Origin of the sequence: Acidisarcina polymorpha (assembly GCF_003330725.1) — a bacterium.
Lineage (GTDB): Bacteria > Acidobacteriota > Terriglobia > Terriglobales > Acidobacteriaceae > Acidisarcina > Acidisarcina polymorpha.
Window position 1 is genome coordinate 407353 of sequence record NZ_CP030840.1, and the last position, 18927, is coordinate 426279.

11 protein-coding genes are annotated in these 18927 nt (G+C 57.0%); 4 read left to right on the forward strand and 7 right to left on the reverse strand.

Going from position 1 to position 18927, the window contains the following annotated elements:
* Positions 1–463 precede the first annotated feature (463 nt).
* The 4 genes from ACPOL_RS01830 to nadC all read left to right on the forward strand — a co-directional run bounded on the left by ACPOL_RS01830 (position 464) and on the right by nadC (position 6046).
* The gene (locus tag ACPOL_RS01830) at positions 464–1558 is read left to right on the forward strand and encodes a tetratricopeptide repeat protein (protein WP_114205546.1); all 1095 of its coding nucleotides are present in this window, start codon (positions 464–466) and stop codon (positions 1556–1558) included.
* A gap of 752 nt (positions 1559–2310) precedes the next feature.
* Complete coding sequence (nadA, locus tag ACPOL_RS01835; protein WP_414633409.1) at positions 2311–3630, forward strand: quinolinate synthase NadA; 1320 nt, start codon at positions 2311–2313, stop codon at positions 3628–3630.
* The gene (gene nadB, locus ACPOL_RS01840; protein WP_114205548.1) at positions 3627–5195 is read left to right on the forward strand and encodes an L-aspartate oxidase; all 1569 of its coding nucleotides are present in this window, start codon (positions 3627–3629) and stop codon (positions 5193–5195) included. Before nadA ends, nadB begins: the two co-directional genes overlap by 4 nt.
* Positions 5189–6046 (forward strand): carboxylating nicotinate-nucleotide diphosphorylase, encoded by an 858-nt coding sequence (gene nadC, locus ACPOL_RS01845; protein WP_114205549.1) that lies wholly within the window; start codon positions 5189–5191, stop codon positions 6044–6046. Before nadB ends, nadC begins: the two co-directional genes overlap by 7 nt.
* Before the next feature lie 254 nt (positions 6047–6300).
* On the opposite strand, the gene ACPOL_RS01850 is transcribed toward nadC, so the two are convergent.
* From ACPOL_RS01850 to ACPOL_RS01880, 7 genes are all read right to left on the reverse strand, one after another.
* Positions 6301–8805, reverse strand: a complete 2505-nt coding sequence (locus tag ACPOL_RS01850) for an alpha-galactosidase (RefSeq protein ID WP_236657168.1) — start codon at positions 8803–8805, stop codon at positions 6301–6303.
* A 148-nt stretch (positions 8806–8953) separates the two neighbouring features.
* Complete coding sequence (locus tag ACPOL_RS01855; protein ID WP_114205551.1) at positions 8954–12301, reverse strand: TonB-dependent receptor; 3348 nt, start codon at positions 12299–12301, stop codon at positions 8954–8956.
* Between the two features lie 223 nt (positions 12302–12524).
* A complete protein-coding gene (locus ACPOL_RS01860; RefSeq protein ID WP_114205552.1) occupies positions 12525–13955 on the reverse strand; it encodes a Gfo/Idh/MocA family protein in 1431 nt (476 codons plus the stop codon).
* 212 nt (positions 13956–14167) lie between these two features.
* Positions 14168–15502 carry an MFS transporter gene (locus tag ACPOL_RS01865; RefSeq protein ID WP_236657169.1) on the reverse strand — a complete coding sequence of 445 codons (1335 nt, stop codon included), beginning with the start codon at positions 15500–15502 and terminating at the stop codon, positions 14168–14170.
* A gap of 29 nt (positions 15503–15531) precedes the next feature.
* On the reverse strand, positions 15532–16329 hold the full coding sequence (locus tag ACPOL_RS01870; protein ID WP_236657170.1) for a glucosamine-6-phosphate deaminase: 798 nt from the start codon (positions 16327–16329) through the stop codon (positions 15532–15534).
* Between the two features lie 188 nt (positions 16330–16517).
* Positions 16518–17708 (reverse strand): SIS domain-containing protein, encoded by a 1191-nt coding sequence (locus ACPOL_RS01875; RefSeq protein ID WP_114205553.1) that lies wholly within the window; start codon positions 17706–17708, stop codon positions 16518–16520.
* A 165-nt stretch (positions 17709–17873) separates the two neighbouring features.
* Complete coding sequence (locus tag ACPOL_RS01880) at positions 17874–18860, reverse strand: carbohydrate kinase family protein (RefSeq protein ID WP_114205554.1); 987 nt, start codon at positions 18858–18860, stop codon at positions 17874–17876.
* Positions 18861–18927 lie beyond the last annotated feature (67 nt).

Genomic DNA, 18927 nt, shown 5'->3' on the forward strand with positions numbered 1-18927 from the left:
CGAGCTCCAGAAAAGACGCCTTTACTAAGGGAAGGGCCGCATAACGATCTCGACCGAATTCTCTTCGGGCGGTCACCAATTCTTGCCTGCTGATGTCGAGAAGGGGGAGTTGCAGTATCCAACGAATGCATTTAGACCAACTTCCCTGACCTTCGTAGACAGCACTGGCTCCTTCGGTCGCCACGAAGATCATGCGAACCCTGGGCCTGCGTTGAGGACCGGAGACCCCAATCAGGTGGATGCAAAATGTATTCTGGACTGAGTGGAAACGGTCCTTCATGATGGAGACGCGTGGGCTGGTGTCGAATGCCCTATTGCGTCGGAGGCAAGTTTACGGGCTCGGCGGCGGTCGTTGATCGCCCAAAGGGATGAATTTCGCGTGCCAACGTATCTTTGATAGCGCCGGCATGATTTCTATTCGCTCACCCATACGCGCTTAATTTGCTGTACGATTTTGCACACCATGGGTTGGCTTTCTGCTTACATCGTTTGCCTGGTTCTGGGCGCTGCCTCGCAGACGTTGAGTCAGACGCAATCTCGCTCCAACCCCGCCGCGGTTAAGGCCACAGAACCGCCGAGCGTGGTGATCACCGAAGATGCCACCCAGCTGATCAATGAGGGAAATCTCAAAGAGGCGCTCGGAAAGCTGGATGCGCTGGCTGTTGACCACCCGGGACTCGTTGGTCTCGAGTATCTGAGAGGTTTCGTCTATTATCAGCAGTCTGATCTCAGGAAGGCAGAAATCGCTTTCAGGAGAGCAATTTCCCAGAATCCGCAGGATCGCGAGTCGAGGCAGATGCTGGGAATCACGCTGTATCGTCAGGGTAGACCCGCCGACGCGATTCCGGTTCTCGAGGCGGAACACTCCTCCCCGGCTATGACGAATGTCGATCCCAGCTATCTCCTCGCCCTCTGCTACATAGATGTTGATCGGTACGACGACGCCCGGCATACCCTTGCCGCCGAATACGGTTTCGTTCCTGATTCTCCCTCCGCCTACCTGCTTACCGCGCGAATCCTGCTGCGCCGTGAAAGCATGGTTCCCGCGGAGTCGACGGCTCGGAAAGCGCTCCAACTTAACCCTCGATTGCCGCTCGCGCACAAACTACTGGGCGAGATCTATCTGGCGAAGAGCGATATCAACCAGGCGATCCAGGAGTTTCAAAGCGAGCGCAACTTCAATCCTCTAGACGCCACAATCTACGAACGCCTCGGCGACGCCTATTTCCGTGCTGGGGACGACGAGCAGGCGAGAGAGTCGCTCAACCGCGCTCTCCTGCTCGATCCGCACTCTACAGGGCCTTACATCCTGCTGGGGAAAGTGCTGGTTCGAGAGCGGAATCCATTAGTTGCTACCGGGTATCTTGAGCGCGCCTTGCATATGGATCCTGGGAATTACATTACCCACTACCTGCTCGGGCAGGCGTACCACGCGTCCGGGCGCACGCAAGACGCCTCTCGCGAATTCGAGAAGTCAGAGCAACTGCGATTTGGAGCAGATTCCTCGTCCGCACAAGCCCAATCACCCTCCCCCTATGAGGGCAAGTTGCCGAAGTAAGAGTGGCACCGGCAGTGCTAATGTCAGTTCTTGCGGTGATCACCATCTAGTGCCGGTTGATTGCGCTATGCGATTGTTCTCCCTGTTGACAGGTAGCGGCGAAGATTCACATCGCAATTGATCATGGGATACTTAAAAACTGGCCTCCGAAGTTGTCGGAAGACGGCACAATCTTGAGGCTCGGGCGCAAGGATGATACGAATGGACAAACAGCGGTTCCGCCGCGAGTCGAATATGAATCGACCGAGATGGGCTCGAGCCTGTTGACTGCCCTTGAAATCCTACCTTCTAGATCAGAGACACCTTGCCCCGAATGCCGGCGCACTTACGACGATGCTTGGAATAAAATGTTTCAGACGCGCTGCCGGAGCCTGACAAGACGATCCGCGAGTAACCACACGCGTTGCCGCGACCCGCCACGCCAGCGTCTTCCTTGCGTCTTCGCGCGGGGCATTCCTGATTCAATCGAATCGCTTTCGTTAATCTCCCTTCCCCATAAGCAGCCAAGGCTGAATTTGTTAATCTGCTTCATTCGCATTGCTTTGGACGGGAGAATCGATCTCGCTGCATCCACCGGCTATCGCACAGAGTCAAATGCGTAGCATCGGGATCGAAGGATTGTGAACGTGGCATCTTGGCCCTTAGACATCTAAACGAGGTTGCTTCGAGCGGCTCCCCACCATCGGGAATCAGCAGAGTCGGCACGAACGCCCGCGGGAGAGAAATTGTTATCAGTAGACGACACTATTCAGTTGATTCGCATAGGCGAACGGCCCGCGGGCACAAACGGGTCCGTGCCATCAGCCACCGGTGCATGCTCTACCGATTTGGCAGATGAGCCTTGGTTGTTTGACATGCAGGAGCCCGGTTATGGCCCTGGGGCGTCCATGCATGACACTCTGCCGCCCAGTTCGCCGCGCCAGGGCTTTCTTCCGCAGGAATATCGACAGGCCTCGAAGGGCGAACTCGATCAGCGGATCCGCACAGCCAAGGCTGCCCTGGGGGAGCGGTTGGTGATCCTGGGCCATTTCTACCAGCGCGACGAAGTCGTGCAATATGCCGACTTTGTCGGTGACTCCTTCCAACTCGCGAACGCCGCCAGAACCCGTCCGTTGGCCGAGTTCATCGTTTTCTGCGGCGTGCACTTCATGGCCGAAACCGCCGACATGCTTTCACGCCCCGATCAGGCCGTCGTTCTGCCGAACCTGGCAGCCGGCTGTTCGATGGCGGACATGGCCGACCTTGATTCCGTCAAGGACTGCTGGGAGGAGCTCACAGAGGTTCTTGGGGACGCGCCAGACGGAGCAGGCCGCCAGCCGGTGGTCCCCGTAACTTATATGAACTCCTCGGCAGCCCTGAAAGGCTTCTGCGGAGAGCACGGGGGCATTGTCTGCACCTCGTCGAACGCGACCGAAGTGCTCAAGTGGGCTCTGGCTCGCGGTCAGCGCGCCCTCTTCTTTCCCGACCAGCACCTTGGCCGCAACACCGGTAAAGCGATCGGCATCCCGCTTGAGCAAATGCCGCTTTGGGATCCCAGCCGGCAGCTAGGCGGTTCAGACGCATTGACGCTGCAGAGGTCCCGCGTCATCCTTTGGCACGGTTTTTGCTCGGTGCATAAGCGCTTCACCGTGAATCAGATCGCAGCCGCGCGTCAGCGCTTCCCTGAAGTTCGCGTCATTGTGCACCCGGAGTGCCCAATGCCCGTCGTAGATGCGGCGGATGCCTCGGGATCGACAGACTACATTACCAAGGCGATCGCCGCTGCCCCCACCGGCAGTACGTTTGCCATCGGAACTGAGATCAACCTGGTGCAGCGGCTTGCCAACCAGTATCCGCAGCATAAAATCTTCTGTCTGGACTCAGTCGTTTGCCCCTGCTCGACCATGTACCGCATCCATCCGAGCTATCTGGCCTGGGTGCTCGAAGCGCTCAATCGTGGTGAGGTGCTGAATCGCATCACGGTGCCGGAGCAGATCGCCAAGCCCTCGCGCATCGCCCTGGAACGCATGCTTAGCCTCAAACCGGAGTCGAAACCGGAATCCAGGATCGAGAGCCCGGTGGCATCCCTATGAAGCGCATCCTTGTCGTCGGGAGCGGCATCGCCGGTCTCATCGCTGCTCTGGAGCTTAGCCGCAAGCACGCGGTCACCCTGGTCACCAAGGCGCGGCTTGAAGACAGCAACACCCGCTTCGCGCAGGGCGGCATCGCTGCGGCGATGTTCTCTGACGACAGCGTCGCTGAGCACATCGCTGACACGCTGCGCGCCGGCGCCGGCCTGTGCGATCCGCAGGCTGTGGAAGTGCTTTGCTCCGAGGGGCCGCGGCGCATTCGCGATCTCGTAAGGCTCGGGGTTGCCTTTGACCAGCACAATGGAGAGCTGGCGCGAGGACTCGAGGCCGCTCACACCCGCGCTCGAGTTCTGCACGCCGGCGGAGACTCCACTGGACTTAACATAGAGCTGGCGTTGGCCCGCGCTGTCCGCGCGGCCGGTATCCCGGTGATGGAACACACCTTCGCTCGCGACCTTATCCTGCGTAAGGAACGGGTTGCAGGCCTTGACGTGTTGGAAGCCGATGGCGCCCTGCATGAACTTTACGCTGACGCTGTAGTGCTGGCCAGTGGCGGCGCAGGCCAACTTTATTCGCACACCACCAATCCATCGGTCGCTACCGGGGATGGCCTCGCCATGGCACTCCGTGCGGGCGCGCAGCTTACCGATCTGGAGTTCTACCAGTTCCACCCGACAGCGCTGGCAGGCCCGGATACCTTCCTTATCTCGGAAGCGGTTCGCGGCGATGGAGCGGTCTTGCTCGACGCCAATGGGCGCCGTTTTATGCAGCACATTCATGCCGGCGCCGAACTCGCCCCGCGCGATGTGGTAGCCCGAGGGATCGCCCGCCAGATGGCCGCGCAAAATGGCCTGCCGGTGATGCTCGACGCGACGAGCCTAGGTGCATCGTTCCTTGCCCGACGCTTTCCTACCATCGACGCCGCCTGCCGGACTCGCGGCCTCGACTGGTCCGGGACACCGATACCAGTGACCCCCGCAGCCCACTATTGGATGGGCGGCGTGCGCACAGATATTTGGGGACGCACTTCCCTGCCAGGTCTCTTCGCTGTCGGCGAAGTCGCCTGCACTGGCGTTCACGGAGCCAACCGCCTCGCTTCCAATTCCCTGCTAGAAAGCCTAGTCTTCGCCTGGCGATGCGCGGAACTATTGCTTAAGGAAGATGTCAACGAGATAAAGTCCGCACCTTTTTCGCCCTTCATCACCGGAGCGAAGGAAGCCGCTGTGACATTTCCGCTGTCACCACATCTCTCCGCAAACAACAGCGAACCAGTAAGCCGGCAGGCGCTGCAAAGCCTGATGTGGAATGCAGCTGGAATTGAACGAACTGCTTCCAGTCTCGGCGCTTGCGCAAAGCAGTTGGATCGATGGCGTCCGGGAGGAGGCACGATACACGACCTCGAAACCGCCAACCTGCTCGCGCTTGCAAGAGTGATGGTCGCTGCTGCTCTGGCACGGCGGGAATCGCGCGGCGCGCATTTCAGGGAAGATTTTCCTGAAACCTCCACCGGCTTTCAGCACTCCTTGGTCGCCTCACAGGAAGTTGCGAACACCACGACCACATGCTGATCCGGCCGGGCACCGAAGCCATCCAGCGTCTTGTCCGCATAGCGCAGGAGGAAGACGCTCCGTGGGGCGACCTTACCTCGCAATCCCTCATTTCGGCGTCGGCACGCGTAAGTGCGCGCCTGGTAGCGCGGGAACCCGGCGTACTTAGCGGAGAAGATGTTTTTGCCGCCGCCATGTCGCTCACCGACTCCGCCATCGACACGCGCTTCCATCTGCATGACGCAGAGTCTTTCCCGGCAGGAGCAGTGCTCGCCACAGTGGATGGACCGGCCCAAGCCATCCTGCAGGCAGAACGTGTCGCTCTCAACTTCGTTCAGCGCATGTCCGGCATCGCAACCCAGACGGCGCAATATGTAACAGCCGTTGCAGGGACACGGGCGCGGATCGTCGACACGCGCAAGACCACACCGGGTCTCCGTCTTATCGAACGTTATGCCGTCCGCTGCGGAGGCGGCCATAATCACCGCTACTCCCTTTCCGATGCCGTGATGGTCAAGGACAATCATCTTGCCATCCTGGCAGCCACGGGAGCCGTGAATGTGACGGAAGCACTGCAATCCATGCGTACCCGTCTTTCCCACACCACGCACGTCGAAGTAGAGGTCGACCGGCCTGAGCAGATCGAGGCAGTCCTCGCCGCAGGTGTCGATACAATCCTGCTCGACAACTTCACCACAGCACAGCTCTCTTCGGCCGTAGCAGAGATTGCAGGCCGTGTGCTGGTTGAGGCTAGCGGCGGGGTTACGCTCGCCGGCATTCGCGAGATCGCCGAGACCGGAGTAGACATTATCTCGGTCGGAGCGCTGACTCACAACATCCGGTCCCTGGATCTCGGACTCGACATCGTCTGAGTGGCAGTCGTCAATCGTTGAAGGATTGCTCTTGCCTCTCGCAAGAAAACTTCTCCTGGCGTAGTCAGCGTCAATCGTCTCGAATCTCTTTGGAAGAGAGCTACACCGACCTCGCCGATGGTCAACTTGGCTGGCTAATGCGGCTCGGAACCTGATGACGAGGGATCGAACCAAGCTGATTTCATGCCCCTGGCAGATTTCAAATGCAATGAGCCCCCACCAAATGCAAGCCGCAGGAATTCCTGCCTGAAGACCTACTCCTTTGTTGACCGAGGACGCATGATGTTGGACGGGTCGAAGGTCGTCGGCATATGACCAGAGATGCGGATGTGAAAACGATCTTGAGAACTCTCCCCGCCAAGGCCCGTTGCCGTAACAACAACGTGATATTCACCCGATTCTGTATAGGTGTGTTCCACATCAATGCCTTCCGATGTAACGCCATCTCCGAAGTCCCAACGATAGGAGATCACCGGATCGGCTTGGTGACTCCGGGCTGAGAATCGAAGCACGGCCCCCGCCTTACCGTCCGAGGGATGGTTCGCCTCGACGGTGGGACCCGTCGCAGGAACACTTGTATCAATGATTTTCAGCACGCGTACGGAATGCGCTGGCTGCTGGATCGATAAGATGCCACCGCTTAGGGTCGGCATCTCCTTTGTATCGAGAACATCTGTGACCACGTAGTGATGGCCTGCAGCAGGCAGTCCGATCGCTGAAAGGTCGATTGAGTGTGCCCGTTGTTTGTCGGTCCAGTCGAACACGGTCAACATGCTCTGTCGACGGTCCTCCTTAAGAAGGAAAATACTCGGCTGCTCATCCTCTACTGCATAGGTCATGAGATCGATCGGCACAGAGGCCTTTCCCAGCCGTATCATCTGGATCAGGTCGGGGTTTTCAATGAGAGCTAAGCGAACAGGGTCCTTGGTCAACGACGTCAGATTGTCACCAATTTCAAACATGCCGCCCGAGACAGCAGCAAGCGAAATGGAGACCTCCGCTTCATCCAACGTTGCAGGCTTGGTGCTCTCGTGCCATGTACGATCCTGGATTGTTTGCGTCGATACGGTGAAGGCATCCGGATCTGCCACGAAATAATTACGATTCATGTAGTACCTTGCAGCGATTCCAGTTGCGGCCTCTTTGCTGGCGCTGAAGGTATGCCCGGTATCCTGCGAGATCCGGCCGTAGTCCACGAAGCCTACTGGATTCAGCATGGCGCTTCCGTCCTTATCCAGGTAGACGTCGTTCCCAACAGTGTCTCTAATCGTTTGTAACCCAATCCGCTGCGCTTCCAAGGCGGTTGTATTTGGCTTGTAGTAATAGCCTTCTATAGCGCTGTCATCCATAAAATCCATCTTGATATATCGAACGCCCCAATCATTCACAAGCGTGGAATATGTCTTTCGCAGGTAATCCTGTGCGGCAGGGTTGGTTGTGTCGAGAACGAAAAGTTGATCTTTTTCATCCTCAACACTGCCCGCATGTATCGGCTGGCCCTTTTCATTCTTGACCAGCCATTCAGGGTGATTCTGATAGACCCACGAACGCTCCGATACCTCAAAAGGAGCCGTCCAGATACCCGGGGTCAACCCCAGCCGGTTCACCTTGTAATAGAGCGGCGCGAGACCGTCAGGAAATAAGGTTACGTTGGGTGTGCTATATTCTCCGCGAGCATACTGGTAGCCTTCGTCGATGTGAAAGATGTTATAGCCGAGGGATTTAAGATGCTCCGCTTCCCACTGAGCATTGGTCAGAGCGGCGCCCTGGTTCAGGCCGAAATAATAAGCCGTCCAGCTCCACCAACCCATAAGTGGAGGAGCCGACGTTCTCGCGTGGTGGATCTCCCGGATCAGCGAGGCGTAGGTGTCAAGCTGGTGGTGGTAATCCTTGGAGACGCTGAAGAGCACGCGCTCCGAAGAGAGCTCCGCGCCCGGGTCGAGGGGAAGACTCAATGGCACCTGGTCTTCTGCGGGGGAATGTTCGAGCGAATTTTCCATCTGGAGCTCGGTAGTCCCAGTTGAATCGCCCTCGTAGGATGAGAGACTCGGTTCTCCGCCAGATGCGGTGACTAGATGAAGCCTCAGAACTGTCAGGAAGCGTTCAGATGTAAGCGCGCCCAGAAACAGACTCTCATGGCTCTGAAGGTTGTAGATGAGCTGGCTTCCCACAGCGCGATGCATCTGCTGTTTGGAATCCGCAAGGTTGTGAATTGTCATACCAGGACGATCTTCACTCCAGCTATCTGAGAGCACTCGGTCTTCGGCTGGGGGACCGCCCAGATCCAGGATTCGTCCGCCGGTTGAATCCCGGTCGGTCGCGTCCACAGAACGGATCCCACCAATATGGATCATTTTGTTGGTGGTATTCCTAACAGTCACCAGGACGTCCCCGAACGCCTGGTCTGAATACGCGCGGAGATGATAAGTCAAATCGGGCTTGCCCTTAATGCCCGAGTAAGTCACTTCCCACTCGGATGCCTTTCCGAGCAGTCCATCAACTTTAGATTGCTTGATCGTATGGTGCGGATAATCCGAAGCGTGAAGCCAGGTCCCATCTACCTGCACCGCGGCTCCTGCCTGAAGCGTGTAAGCGTCGGAGGCCGGCCTCGCGATCGTGTACCTTCCTGTCGTCGGATCGACTCCGATTTTAAGAGCGCCCTCATAACTGGACGTGTGCTCACCCCTGGCGGCCAGGCTACTTCCAGCAAGCAGTGCAGCCATGCACCATCGAACCGCGATCGTCGAACTATTTCTCACCGTTCCTCCATCAATCCAGGAATGCTTACCGATAACAGCAGTATCGATTTCTTACAGGCCGGTAACAGCGAAGAAATCGGAGCTCTTACGAGCCATGATGAAGCAATGCAGAAAAGTGATCTGCTATATGCTCGCTTAGCGTACGGCTTCAGAATGAGAGCCGTAAGGCCATCTGGAGGATTCGGGGATCGAAAGCGGAAGTGATCTGGCCAAAACCGCTATCAGTCAGCCCGGCATCCGGTGCGCCGAAGTTTACGTTGTTGAAGACGTTGTAGAACTCTGCCCGGAACTCAAGCCCAACGCGTTCATTGATCTTTGCGTCTTTTAACAGGGCCAGATCGGTGTTGGCGAATCGCGGTCCGCGAAGAGCATTCTTTCCTGTGTTGCCAAAGGTTCCAACCTGGTTTGGGGCGAAGTCGCTGGTGTTAAACCATTCGTTGACTAAGTTCGCATGGGATCGCCCGTTGCTTAACACCACGTTCTTGATGCTAGGAGCTGTGAGGTCCGCGCGATCGGCCCCCATTCCGCTGAAGGAGTTATCAAAATCGCTGAATACAGTAAATGGAAAGCCTGTCTGCCAGTTCATGATGGCGGTCAGATTCCATCCATTCACGACCTTATCTAGCACCCCTTTGAACCGAGCGTTAGGAAATGCATAGACACCGGAAATCCTGAAGACTTTATTGACATCTCCGCCGTCCGGGCCGTAATCGAAATAGCGGCCGCAGCTACATGAGTTCGTATTGAGCGCACCAGGCTGGCCGTAAGGACCAAAGTTATTGAGGGACCGGGACCAGGTGAAATTTGTCAGAAATGAGAGCCCGTGGGTCAAGCGCTTCTCCAGCGAGAGTTGGAGGGAGTTATAGTTGCTGATAACTCCGGAATTGATCGAATCCACAAAACCGAACGACGGGTAAATACGCCGTTGCTGGGTGTTATCTTCCGTTGACTGTCCTGGGATGTAAACAGCCGGATTGACCGCTAGCAGTCCAGCTTCCTGATCTCCGGTGCCTCCAAGATGAGTGCCTTTGTTCCCCAAGTATGCGGCACGTACTAGCCAGTTTGCTCCAAATCCATGCTCCAAAGTCATGTTCCACATCAGGATCTGCGGCGGACGAAAGTGCCGATCGAAAATCTGCGTGAACGAAATGTCCTGAGGAAATGTGGCAGCCGCACCAGGGGTGTTGGGACCGAACTGCGCGGGAAATGGATTTGCTATGCCGCCGCTCCCATAAGGATCGGTGAAGTTCACGGCCGAAAGATTCACGATAGGGGCGAACGGAGGGATTCCGACAACATCTTCAAAAGCTACCAGGTTGGGCGGTTGGTAGTAGTAGCCTGCTCCGCCGCGCACACTTGTCTTTCCATCTGACGTGAGTTGGTATGCGAATCCCAGGCGTGGTCCGAATTCGCTGAAGGTGCTATAGATCGAAGACGAAGGACAGCCCGGATCGTGATTACTCCCACCGAAAATCAGCCCTGCGGGCGCGTTTGGATACCTCAGAGATTGTGCCCCGGGAACGAAACAGCCCACTCGGCCCTGGCTGTCTTTGTAAGGAATGAAAGGGTCCCAGCGTAAGCCGGCACTCAGCGTCAGCCGTGGAGTTGCTTTCCAATTGTCCTGGACGAAGGCGCTCCAGTTAAAGCCGGTGAAGTTGAGATACAACCCGCCGGCCTGCGTGAAGCTTGAGACAGCACCAAGTTCGAAGTCGGCGACATTGTCGCCGGTGAGGCTGTTTGAGAAAGTAAATACACCGTCCGCCTGATAGGAATTGCCCATCGGTGCGGTCACCCGCATGATTTCGCCGCCGAATTGAATCTGATGAGCGCCCTTGATGTAGGTGGCCACTTCACGAAGCGATTGGTCCCCCCGGTCCCAGGTGCCGCTGGCCGGCTGTTCCCCAATCGTGAAGTTTCCCGCCACTCCCACGTTGAGCGTGGGTTTGAAGTTGGTGGGTTGCGCGATCAGCGAGCCGGCATCCTGGATAGTGAAAGGAGCAGGAGAAAGGGTCTGTCCGGTTTGACTCGTATATCCGAAATAGCTGTTCAAAAGAATCGTCGGAGAGATCGTGTAAATATCTACGACGCTGATGTTCTTAAGCCCCAGACTTTGAGGAAACTCTGTGTTGCTTGCAAGAATGTTGTCTGCGGGGGGCAGAATCACCGGAATATTGTAGTTCAGCTGAAAGTAATGCACGCTTAAGTGATGTTTCCCAATGTTGTAATCCACTTTCGCGAGATACTCGTCGGTCTTCTGTATGGAAGGAGCGCCGTTGTAAGTTAGCTGGCGGCCGGGGCCATTCGGAAGAGGAAGGTGCTGTAACAGATAGCCGGCGGTCGGATCGAGATCGGATAGCGGAACCTGATTGTTGTTGTAGCTTGCGCCTGTATTCGGGTTAACCAGCTGAATGGGTGTGGGATTCGAGGGCGAGACCACCAGCAGGTCCGAGAAATCGCCCGTGCGTTCCGCGGCAGTGGGCACAAAGGCGACCAGGCCATTGATTGCAGTGTTCTGCCGGGTGCCTTGATAGGAACCAAAATAGAACAGCCTTCGCTTGAGGATAGGTCCGCCAATCGTTCCGCCAAATTGGTTCTGCTTGAGGGGGTTTGGGGAAGTCGCAAAGTAGTTCTTCGCATCCATGGCGTAGTTCCGGAGGTATTCAAAGGCGCTGCCATGAATACTGTCTGTTCCCGACTTGCTGACGGCATTGACGACGCCGCCCGTCGCATTTCCATATGTCGCGCTCATGTTGCCGGTCTGGACATTGAACTCCTCAAGCGCGTCCGGGCTAGGAAAAGGCAGATTCGTATTCAGATAGAGATCGTTATAGTCAACGCCATCCAGAAGGTAGTAGACGCCGTTCGCGCCACCGCCGTTGACCTTGGCATACTGTTCCCCAGGCAGAACACCGCCTTCGCACCCGACGCCGCAGTTCAGCGACGTAACATCGACTGCTCCCGGGACGAGGAACACTAATTGCTGCGCTTCGCGCCCGTTCAACGGCAGACCTTGGATGCTCCTCTGCTCGATCACCTGTCCGACCGCGGGGTCGTCAGTAGTCACGAGCGATGCATTCGCTTCCACGGTCACTTGCTGGCTCACGCCGCCTACGCTGAGTGTAACGTTCTGGTTCGCGGCCTGGCCGACTTCGAGGACAATGCCCTTTTGAACATACTCATTAAAGCCAGTCATCTCGACTGTGAGCTGGTAGCTGCCTACCGGAAGGCTTGGAAACGAGTATTCCCCCGTGGCACTGGTCTTGGCCGTTTGACTATAACCCGTCGTCACCTGCGAGACGGTCACCGTCGCCCCTGGCACAGCCGCATTCGTGCGGTCTGCCACAATGCCGCTGAGCCGGGCGGTCGTGTACTGGGCAAGCGCCGTTGTCATCCCCGGGAGGCCGGCGAACAAAGATAAGAAAACGAAAGCAACCCTGAACGCTGGCCACTTAGGAATCTGGCGTTGGGGATTAGAAATGCAATCATTGTGTGACAATGGTGCCCTCCAGGGTAAAGCTGTATAAGGTGCGACGGTTGTATTCAGTCGTTCTCTTCACTTGCCAGTTCGATTTGGGAGCTTACGTGTCCGCTGCGGTTCGGTGCGGACCCCTATGAGTGCTTGTCGGGTGCTGCCATAAACAACGGGCGTGGAGCGGTCAAGTGGCAAGCCATCAGCTTCTCTCTGAATCATCCGCGAAGTTCAATACCCGACCCTATAATCAGGTGGGGCTGAGCGGCTCGTCGACAATCTCCTCGCGCAAAGCGTCCCAGTACAAGCGCTTTCCTGACCAGTACGATTGCGCGGCCATCATGCAGACGATAGAGTGCGAGAAGCCATGATCAACAGTGGCGTTCGGTTGTTTACGCGCCTGCATGGCCTCGAGCCAGTTCACCAGATGGCCGGCATCGTCATCGTCGGGCCCTAGCGATGTAGCGGGCGGCGCTCCGGGAACCTGCAGTGTCTCCGCCCCTTCCCCGAGGGGCATCGGTAGCGATTTCGGGGTGTAGACGGGGCCTGACTCCCACGGGTCGAATTCCCGCCTGCCGCCTTCCTGAGTGGTAACGAAGAGGGAGGCGCCTTCGCCTCCGTAATTCTCGATGGTCCCATTCCGCCCGAGGATGCGCGAAAAGCTCCGATAACTGTTTCCGAATGTCGTCTTGTAGGTATACAGAAATCCATTAGGATAGGTCACGGCAGCCACGCAGGTATCAGGATTTTCACGACCATCTTTCCAGATAAAGGTCCCGCCGTTAGCGACTGCGCTTACAGGATGGGTCTGGTCTGTCCACAGGTGAACCAGGTCGCACCCATGACTAAGCCACTGGTCGAAGATCCCGGAGGAAAAATCCTTGTAAAGCCGAAACTCAAGATAGACGTGCGGATCGAACGGCCGATCTGGTTTGCCGAGCAACCAGCGCTTCCAGTCCGTATCCTCCTCGCGAAGTTGGGATGGCCGGCCATACAGCCAGCTCTTCCATTCCATCTTCTTGTCCATCAGCATCTCTGGCGAAATGCCCGTGTCCACTCCCACAAACCGCCAGCGCTCTTCGTTGACGTTCCACTCCTGTTCGATCTGGACGATGTCGCCTATCTTTCCTGAGCGCAGGATGTCGCGAACGGCGAGCATGTAGGGCTGACTGCGATGCTGCGTTCCCATCTGTACGATCTGTTTCGAAGCCTTGACTGCGTCGCGCGCGTTCTTAGCCTCGGCAAGCACATTGGCGAAAGGTTTCTCTACATAACAATCTTTGCCAGCCTGGACCACCTCGATGCAAAGTTTTGCGTGCTGGTGGTCGCCAGTTGCGATCATCACGCCGTCTAGATCCTTCCGGCCTAGCATCTCTTCCGAATATTTGTAGCTTGCTGGCTCCTGGAGAAAGGCCTTTTTCACTTGGGCGGCACGACGTTCCCGCGCCAGGGTCCATAAGTCGCAGACAGCTACAGTTTCTACCGGCATCTGCTTTGCGGCGAGTTGCACCATGTGTACATGGCCTTCGCTTCGGTCTCCGCACCCGAGCTGTCCCAAGCGGATACGATCGTTGGCTCCCAGGATCCGCGCATAAGAACGCGCATCCATGCAGGCGGCCATCAGCGCGCCTCCGGCGCTCTTCAGCAGTGTTCGTCGGTCGATCTGGCCTGCCTCATCCATGCTGCCCCCGAGGAAACAATGAGACCCCTCAAGCAGAATCGCTTTCTGTTTCTTTTTATTACGTTTTTAACCTTAATGCTACGAAACATACCGCTGTTCGATCTCCTTGTCAAGAAGTGAATGCGGGTTTCATCGTGTCTGGCCTGCTCCCGGGAGCCACAAGCCATTTCAGCCTGATAGGCTTGTGTGGCCGCGATTCTTTGAATGACAACTCAGCCATTGCCAACAATCTCGTTTTCTATTGCTTCGCCGGGGCTGCGAATCAATAGGAATAATGCAGCAGTAGCAGCAAGGGGCAAAAGCCCGGCGGCGAGAAATGCGGGTCCGTACGAGAATCGGTCTACTGTGAGCCCCACGACGAAAGTGAAAGCGGCCCCCGCCAACCCTGCGGCCAAACCGCTAACGCCAGTCACCGTGGCAACGATCTCTTCTGGGAAGAGATCGGACGGCAGCGTAAGGCCCATCGTGGACCAACTCGCATAGCCCCATAACGCCACGCAGATGAGAGTCAACGCGGCATAGGCATTATGCACGCGTGCCGCAGGAATACCGGCGAGGATCGGCAGACAGCTAACCGCACAGATCCATGTGCGCGCTCGGATGACGGGTATACCTCGCCGAATGCAGTAACCGGAGATCAGGCCGCCGGTAAAGTTTCCCAGGTCGGCCGCGACAAATGGTATCCAGGCGAACAAGGCAATGCGTCTCAGGCTGAATCCCTGGGCATCGCTCAAATACTGAGGAAGCCAAAAGACATAAAACCACCAGATCGGATCGGTAAGCGCGCGGCCTACAACGATCCCCCAGACATTCCTATTGCGGAGCAGAGAGGGCCAGCGAGATAGACCTTCTCCCGGCTGAGATAAGGGAACAGTGTTATGGCCAGCGCGAATCAGAGCCACTTCTTCCCTGGTCACCCGCGGATGACGGTCAAGCGGATGGTAAACGTGCAGCCACACTGCGAGCCAACCAAATCCAAGCATCCCTGAAAAGACAAAGGACCAGCGCCAGCCGAGGGTGAGGGCAATCCATGGGATGATCAGAGCGGCAAGGGCTCCGCCCACACTGGATCCGCTGTCAAAGATCGCCACTGCCACGCTGCGCTCTTCGTTGGGGAACCACTCTGCGACTGCTTTGCTGGCTCCCGGCCAATTCACGCCCTCGCCCATTCCAAGAAGAAACCGAGAAGCAGCGAAAGTGAATACCGAACCGGCAAAACCGGTGAAGATATTGACCAATGACCAGAAGATAACTGCGACCGCAAGACCGAGGCGCGTACCGACCGCATCCAGAAACATTCCTCCCAAGAGCCAGGCGAGCGCAAAGGATATTTGAAAAGCGCCGAGTATCCTGCTGAGTTCCACATGACTGAGATGGAATTGGGCGGTCAGCAGCGGCGCCAGTACGGAGAATGTTTGCCGGCTAATGTAATTGATCGTGGTCGAGAGGAATAACGTCCAGACAATCCACCAGCGCGCGCGTTCAGGCCTCTTGCCATGAGTAAAGGCATTGACCATCGGAGGCTTCACGTCGCTGAATGTATCCATCTGACTTAGCTACTTCTATCTGCTCCTATTTACATCGCCAGCAAATCATCCAGTTCGGCTGAGGAATCTTCATCCAGGTAAACCGTCACATCCGGATGTGTTCGCAGGATGGTTGCGGGGCACGCTGTCGAGATGTCTTCTTTGATGGTGCGGCGCATGATTGCAGCCTTTCGCGGTCCCGGCACGGAAACGATTAGTTTAGGGACACGCAGCAGGGCCGGAATGGTGAGAGTGATCGCCTCCTCCGGAACATCCTCAACGCGGGCAAACCAACCCTCGGCCGTCTGCTGTTCTCGGCACAAGGCATCCAGACGCACGACCTTCACATCGAGCGGATCATCGAAGTCAGCGACCGGCGGATCGTTGAAGGCGAGATGGCCATTCTCGCCAATCCCGAGCAGGCATAGTTGCGGATCAGCCGAGCGGAGTTTCTCGGCATAATCGCGGCAGGTCTGCACCGGGTCGAGCGCCGATCCGTCGACTTCAAAGAACTCTCTCATCGACACCTTCAGGGTCAGCTTCTCGCGCAGATAGCGGCGGAATGAAGCCGGATGGTCTGCGGAGATTCCGACGTACTCGTCCATATGAAAACCCGATATACGGTTCCAGGGAAGGTCGGCAATGCTGGTGAGTGCCTCGAGCGTATCGAACTGCGAAGCCCCGGTCGCAAAGATGACACCAATCACATCGCGCGTCACCTTCAGCTGCTGCAATGCTCCGGCGGCCGCATGGGCGGCAGCGGCGCCCGCAGACGCGCGGCTCGGATGTACTTCTATCTTCATCGTCCCAGCGCGAAGATGCTGGACCTGTGACATTGCAGGTTTCATATAGTTTCCTTCAGCTCACGCGTATTCGGCTTACAATTTCCTCTTTGCGGCCGGTCACCAAATTGGACCAATAAGTCAACTGGCAGTTTGCATCCGCTTTGATAGGTGCCTACTCTATTCACCCGCAACCAATAAAGTGATTCGCTTCGAAACTGACATGACGATCTGTCACCGCGCGTGGCCAGTCTCTACTGGTAGATCTCAATGGGTTGGACAACCCGGCTTATGGCGCCATTTGGGCTTGGCGCGTCCGGAGCAAGACCACAGCGCAAGCTTGAAAAGAGTCCTAGAAGCTGACCGAACAGGATGTCTACTACGGGGCGGTAAGTATCGGGAATCGCATACTGCCCGGCCGGCGCCACCATGCGCGTGCCCTTCAACTGCGGGAGCGGAGTCGATCCGCAGCCCACAATGGCCACAGAGGCGCCGACAAGCTGCTTGCGCTCAACCTCGCGAAGCAGATCGATCTCATAATGCCGCCGGATGCTTTGCGTCGAGAGAAAGCTCACTAGGAGAGTTTCACGATCGAGCGCCGCCATAGGGCCATGCCGCAGCGCGAGTGTTGCTTGCGACATCGTCTTGATCTTTCCGGCAGTCAGCTCCAGTAGTTTAAGCGCAGCTTCCTGCGCAGTCCCGGCGAGCAGGCCGGAACCTATGAAACAGGCGCGGCTGTAATCCTTCCCGGCAAGCTCTGCCGCGTTTTCAGCGGCAGTGGGGAGAAAAGCTCGTCCCGCTTCGCAGATCGCGTCGAGGATGGGCTGGTATTCCTCCGCGGTCCATGCGTGCGCGAGCGCCTGGCCAGCGATCACCATATTGGTGAAGGAGCTAGTCATCGCCAGACCCTGGTCGTTTGTCTTCGCTCCCAACACGATCTCGAGGCAGTTCGGCTTGCCTTCGATCATGCGAATCATCTTGCCATCCGCATTGCACGAGACCACAAGGTTGTGGATGAGCGGATGTTCGGATAGACCCCGTTCCAGCACGGCGACTCCCTCCGGACTATCGCCCGATCGGGAGAACGAGATCCAGAGATACGGCCGGCCTGGAAGGATGTAGTCGGAGAAGTCGATGAGCAGATCGGTGCTGGGTACTGGTATCACTTCACACTGCCAGCGCTGACGCAAAAGGTGGTGCAACGAGCGCCCAATATAGTCCGAAGTGCCAGCTCCAATCAGGAAGACGGTCGGCCGCTCCCCCGGCGGGTTGCGGATGCCGGCGGATTCAAGAAAGGACTGTATCTCCTGCTGGCGCTCCATGAAGATTCCCCACGTGCCAGCCCAGGTATCCGGCTGTTGCGCGATCTCCGGTGGTGTATGGACGATCCCTCGCCTCTTCTTTTCGGTCTCCGGTAAATCCAGTAGCGCCATTAACGGGTTCACGCTGTATAGGCTCCTTAAACATGGTTAGGCTCTCAGGTCGCTCTGAAATGCGCTCAAGAGCGAGAGCAGCGATTTTGAAAGATCATCGAGCGAACTCTACGCCTTTGAAGGCACGCCATTCAAAAGACGTCCAAACCGCCTGCAAGCGACAACACTGAAAGCGATTCATATCGTATGCGATTCCCGCTTGCCTCGGAGGACCTCGCCGCGCATAACGGGAAATTGGTGCCTTCGCAGAAAGGATGCAAGCTCCTTTGGTGAACGGAACGCTTCGGTTCCGCCGGGCCGCTGCGTTGAGAAGGCTCCCGTGATGTTGCCGGCCGCGGCACTCTCTTCGGCATTGCAGCCGGAGAGCCATGCGGCAAGGAATCCCGCGTTGAAGCTGTCGCCCGCCCCGATCGTGTCGACAGGGTCAACTGGCACCGCAGCCACCCTAGTGCGTTTTCCATGGTCTTGGACAATGGCCCCATCGCGCCCGCACTTGACGGCAATGATAGGGACGACAGCTGCCAACTCGCCGAGCGCCTCGTCCAGGCTGTCGCGACGGGCTATGCGGCATAACTCATCTTTGTTCGGCAGCAGTATATCGACAAGAGGCAACAGTTCCTGAAGCGGACTGCCCCACGTATCCTCCGGATCATCGTTTGTATCGAGCGAAATGGTGAGCCCGCGCGCTTTCAACTCCCGGAACAACTGAGGGAGGTCCGCCTTTAATGCGCGATGAAGAAAGAGCGACGAGAGATGAAAATGACGGGCGGAGGCGAGGTATTCAATGTCGAGATCGGCCCTCGACATCTCAAACATCGTCCCCGGATAGGTAATGATTCGACGCACTTCGCGATGGTGCAACAAAACGGTCAAGCCTGTAGTTGTGGATCCGCTTGAACGGACCACGCGAGAGAGGTCGACGCCGCTTTGCGCCAGGCGATTGAAGGCGATCTCTCCTAGCTCGTCCCGCCCCATACGAGTGAAAAACCCTGTCGCGACGCCAAGTGTGGCAAGATTATGGGCAAGTATCGCCGAGGAACTGCCGAGCGTGACCTCGAGACCGCTCGCGAGCACCTCACGCTCGACGGGTATCTCCCGAGGAAGGCCATAGAGGATAAGGTCGAGGTTGATCTCGCCGGCGATCGTGACATCCAGGGATTGCATGTTAGCGTCTCAACTTCTGGCCTTCCGCATTGTTATCATTTCTTACGAATTATGGCAACTTCGAAGT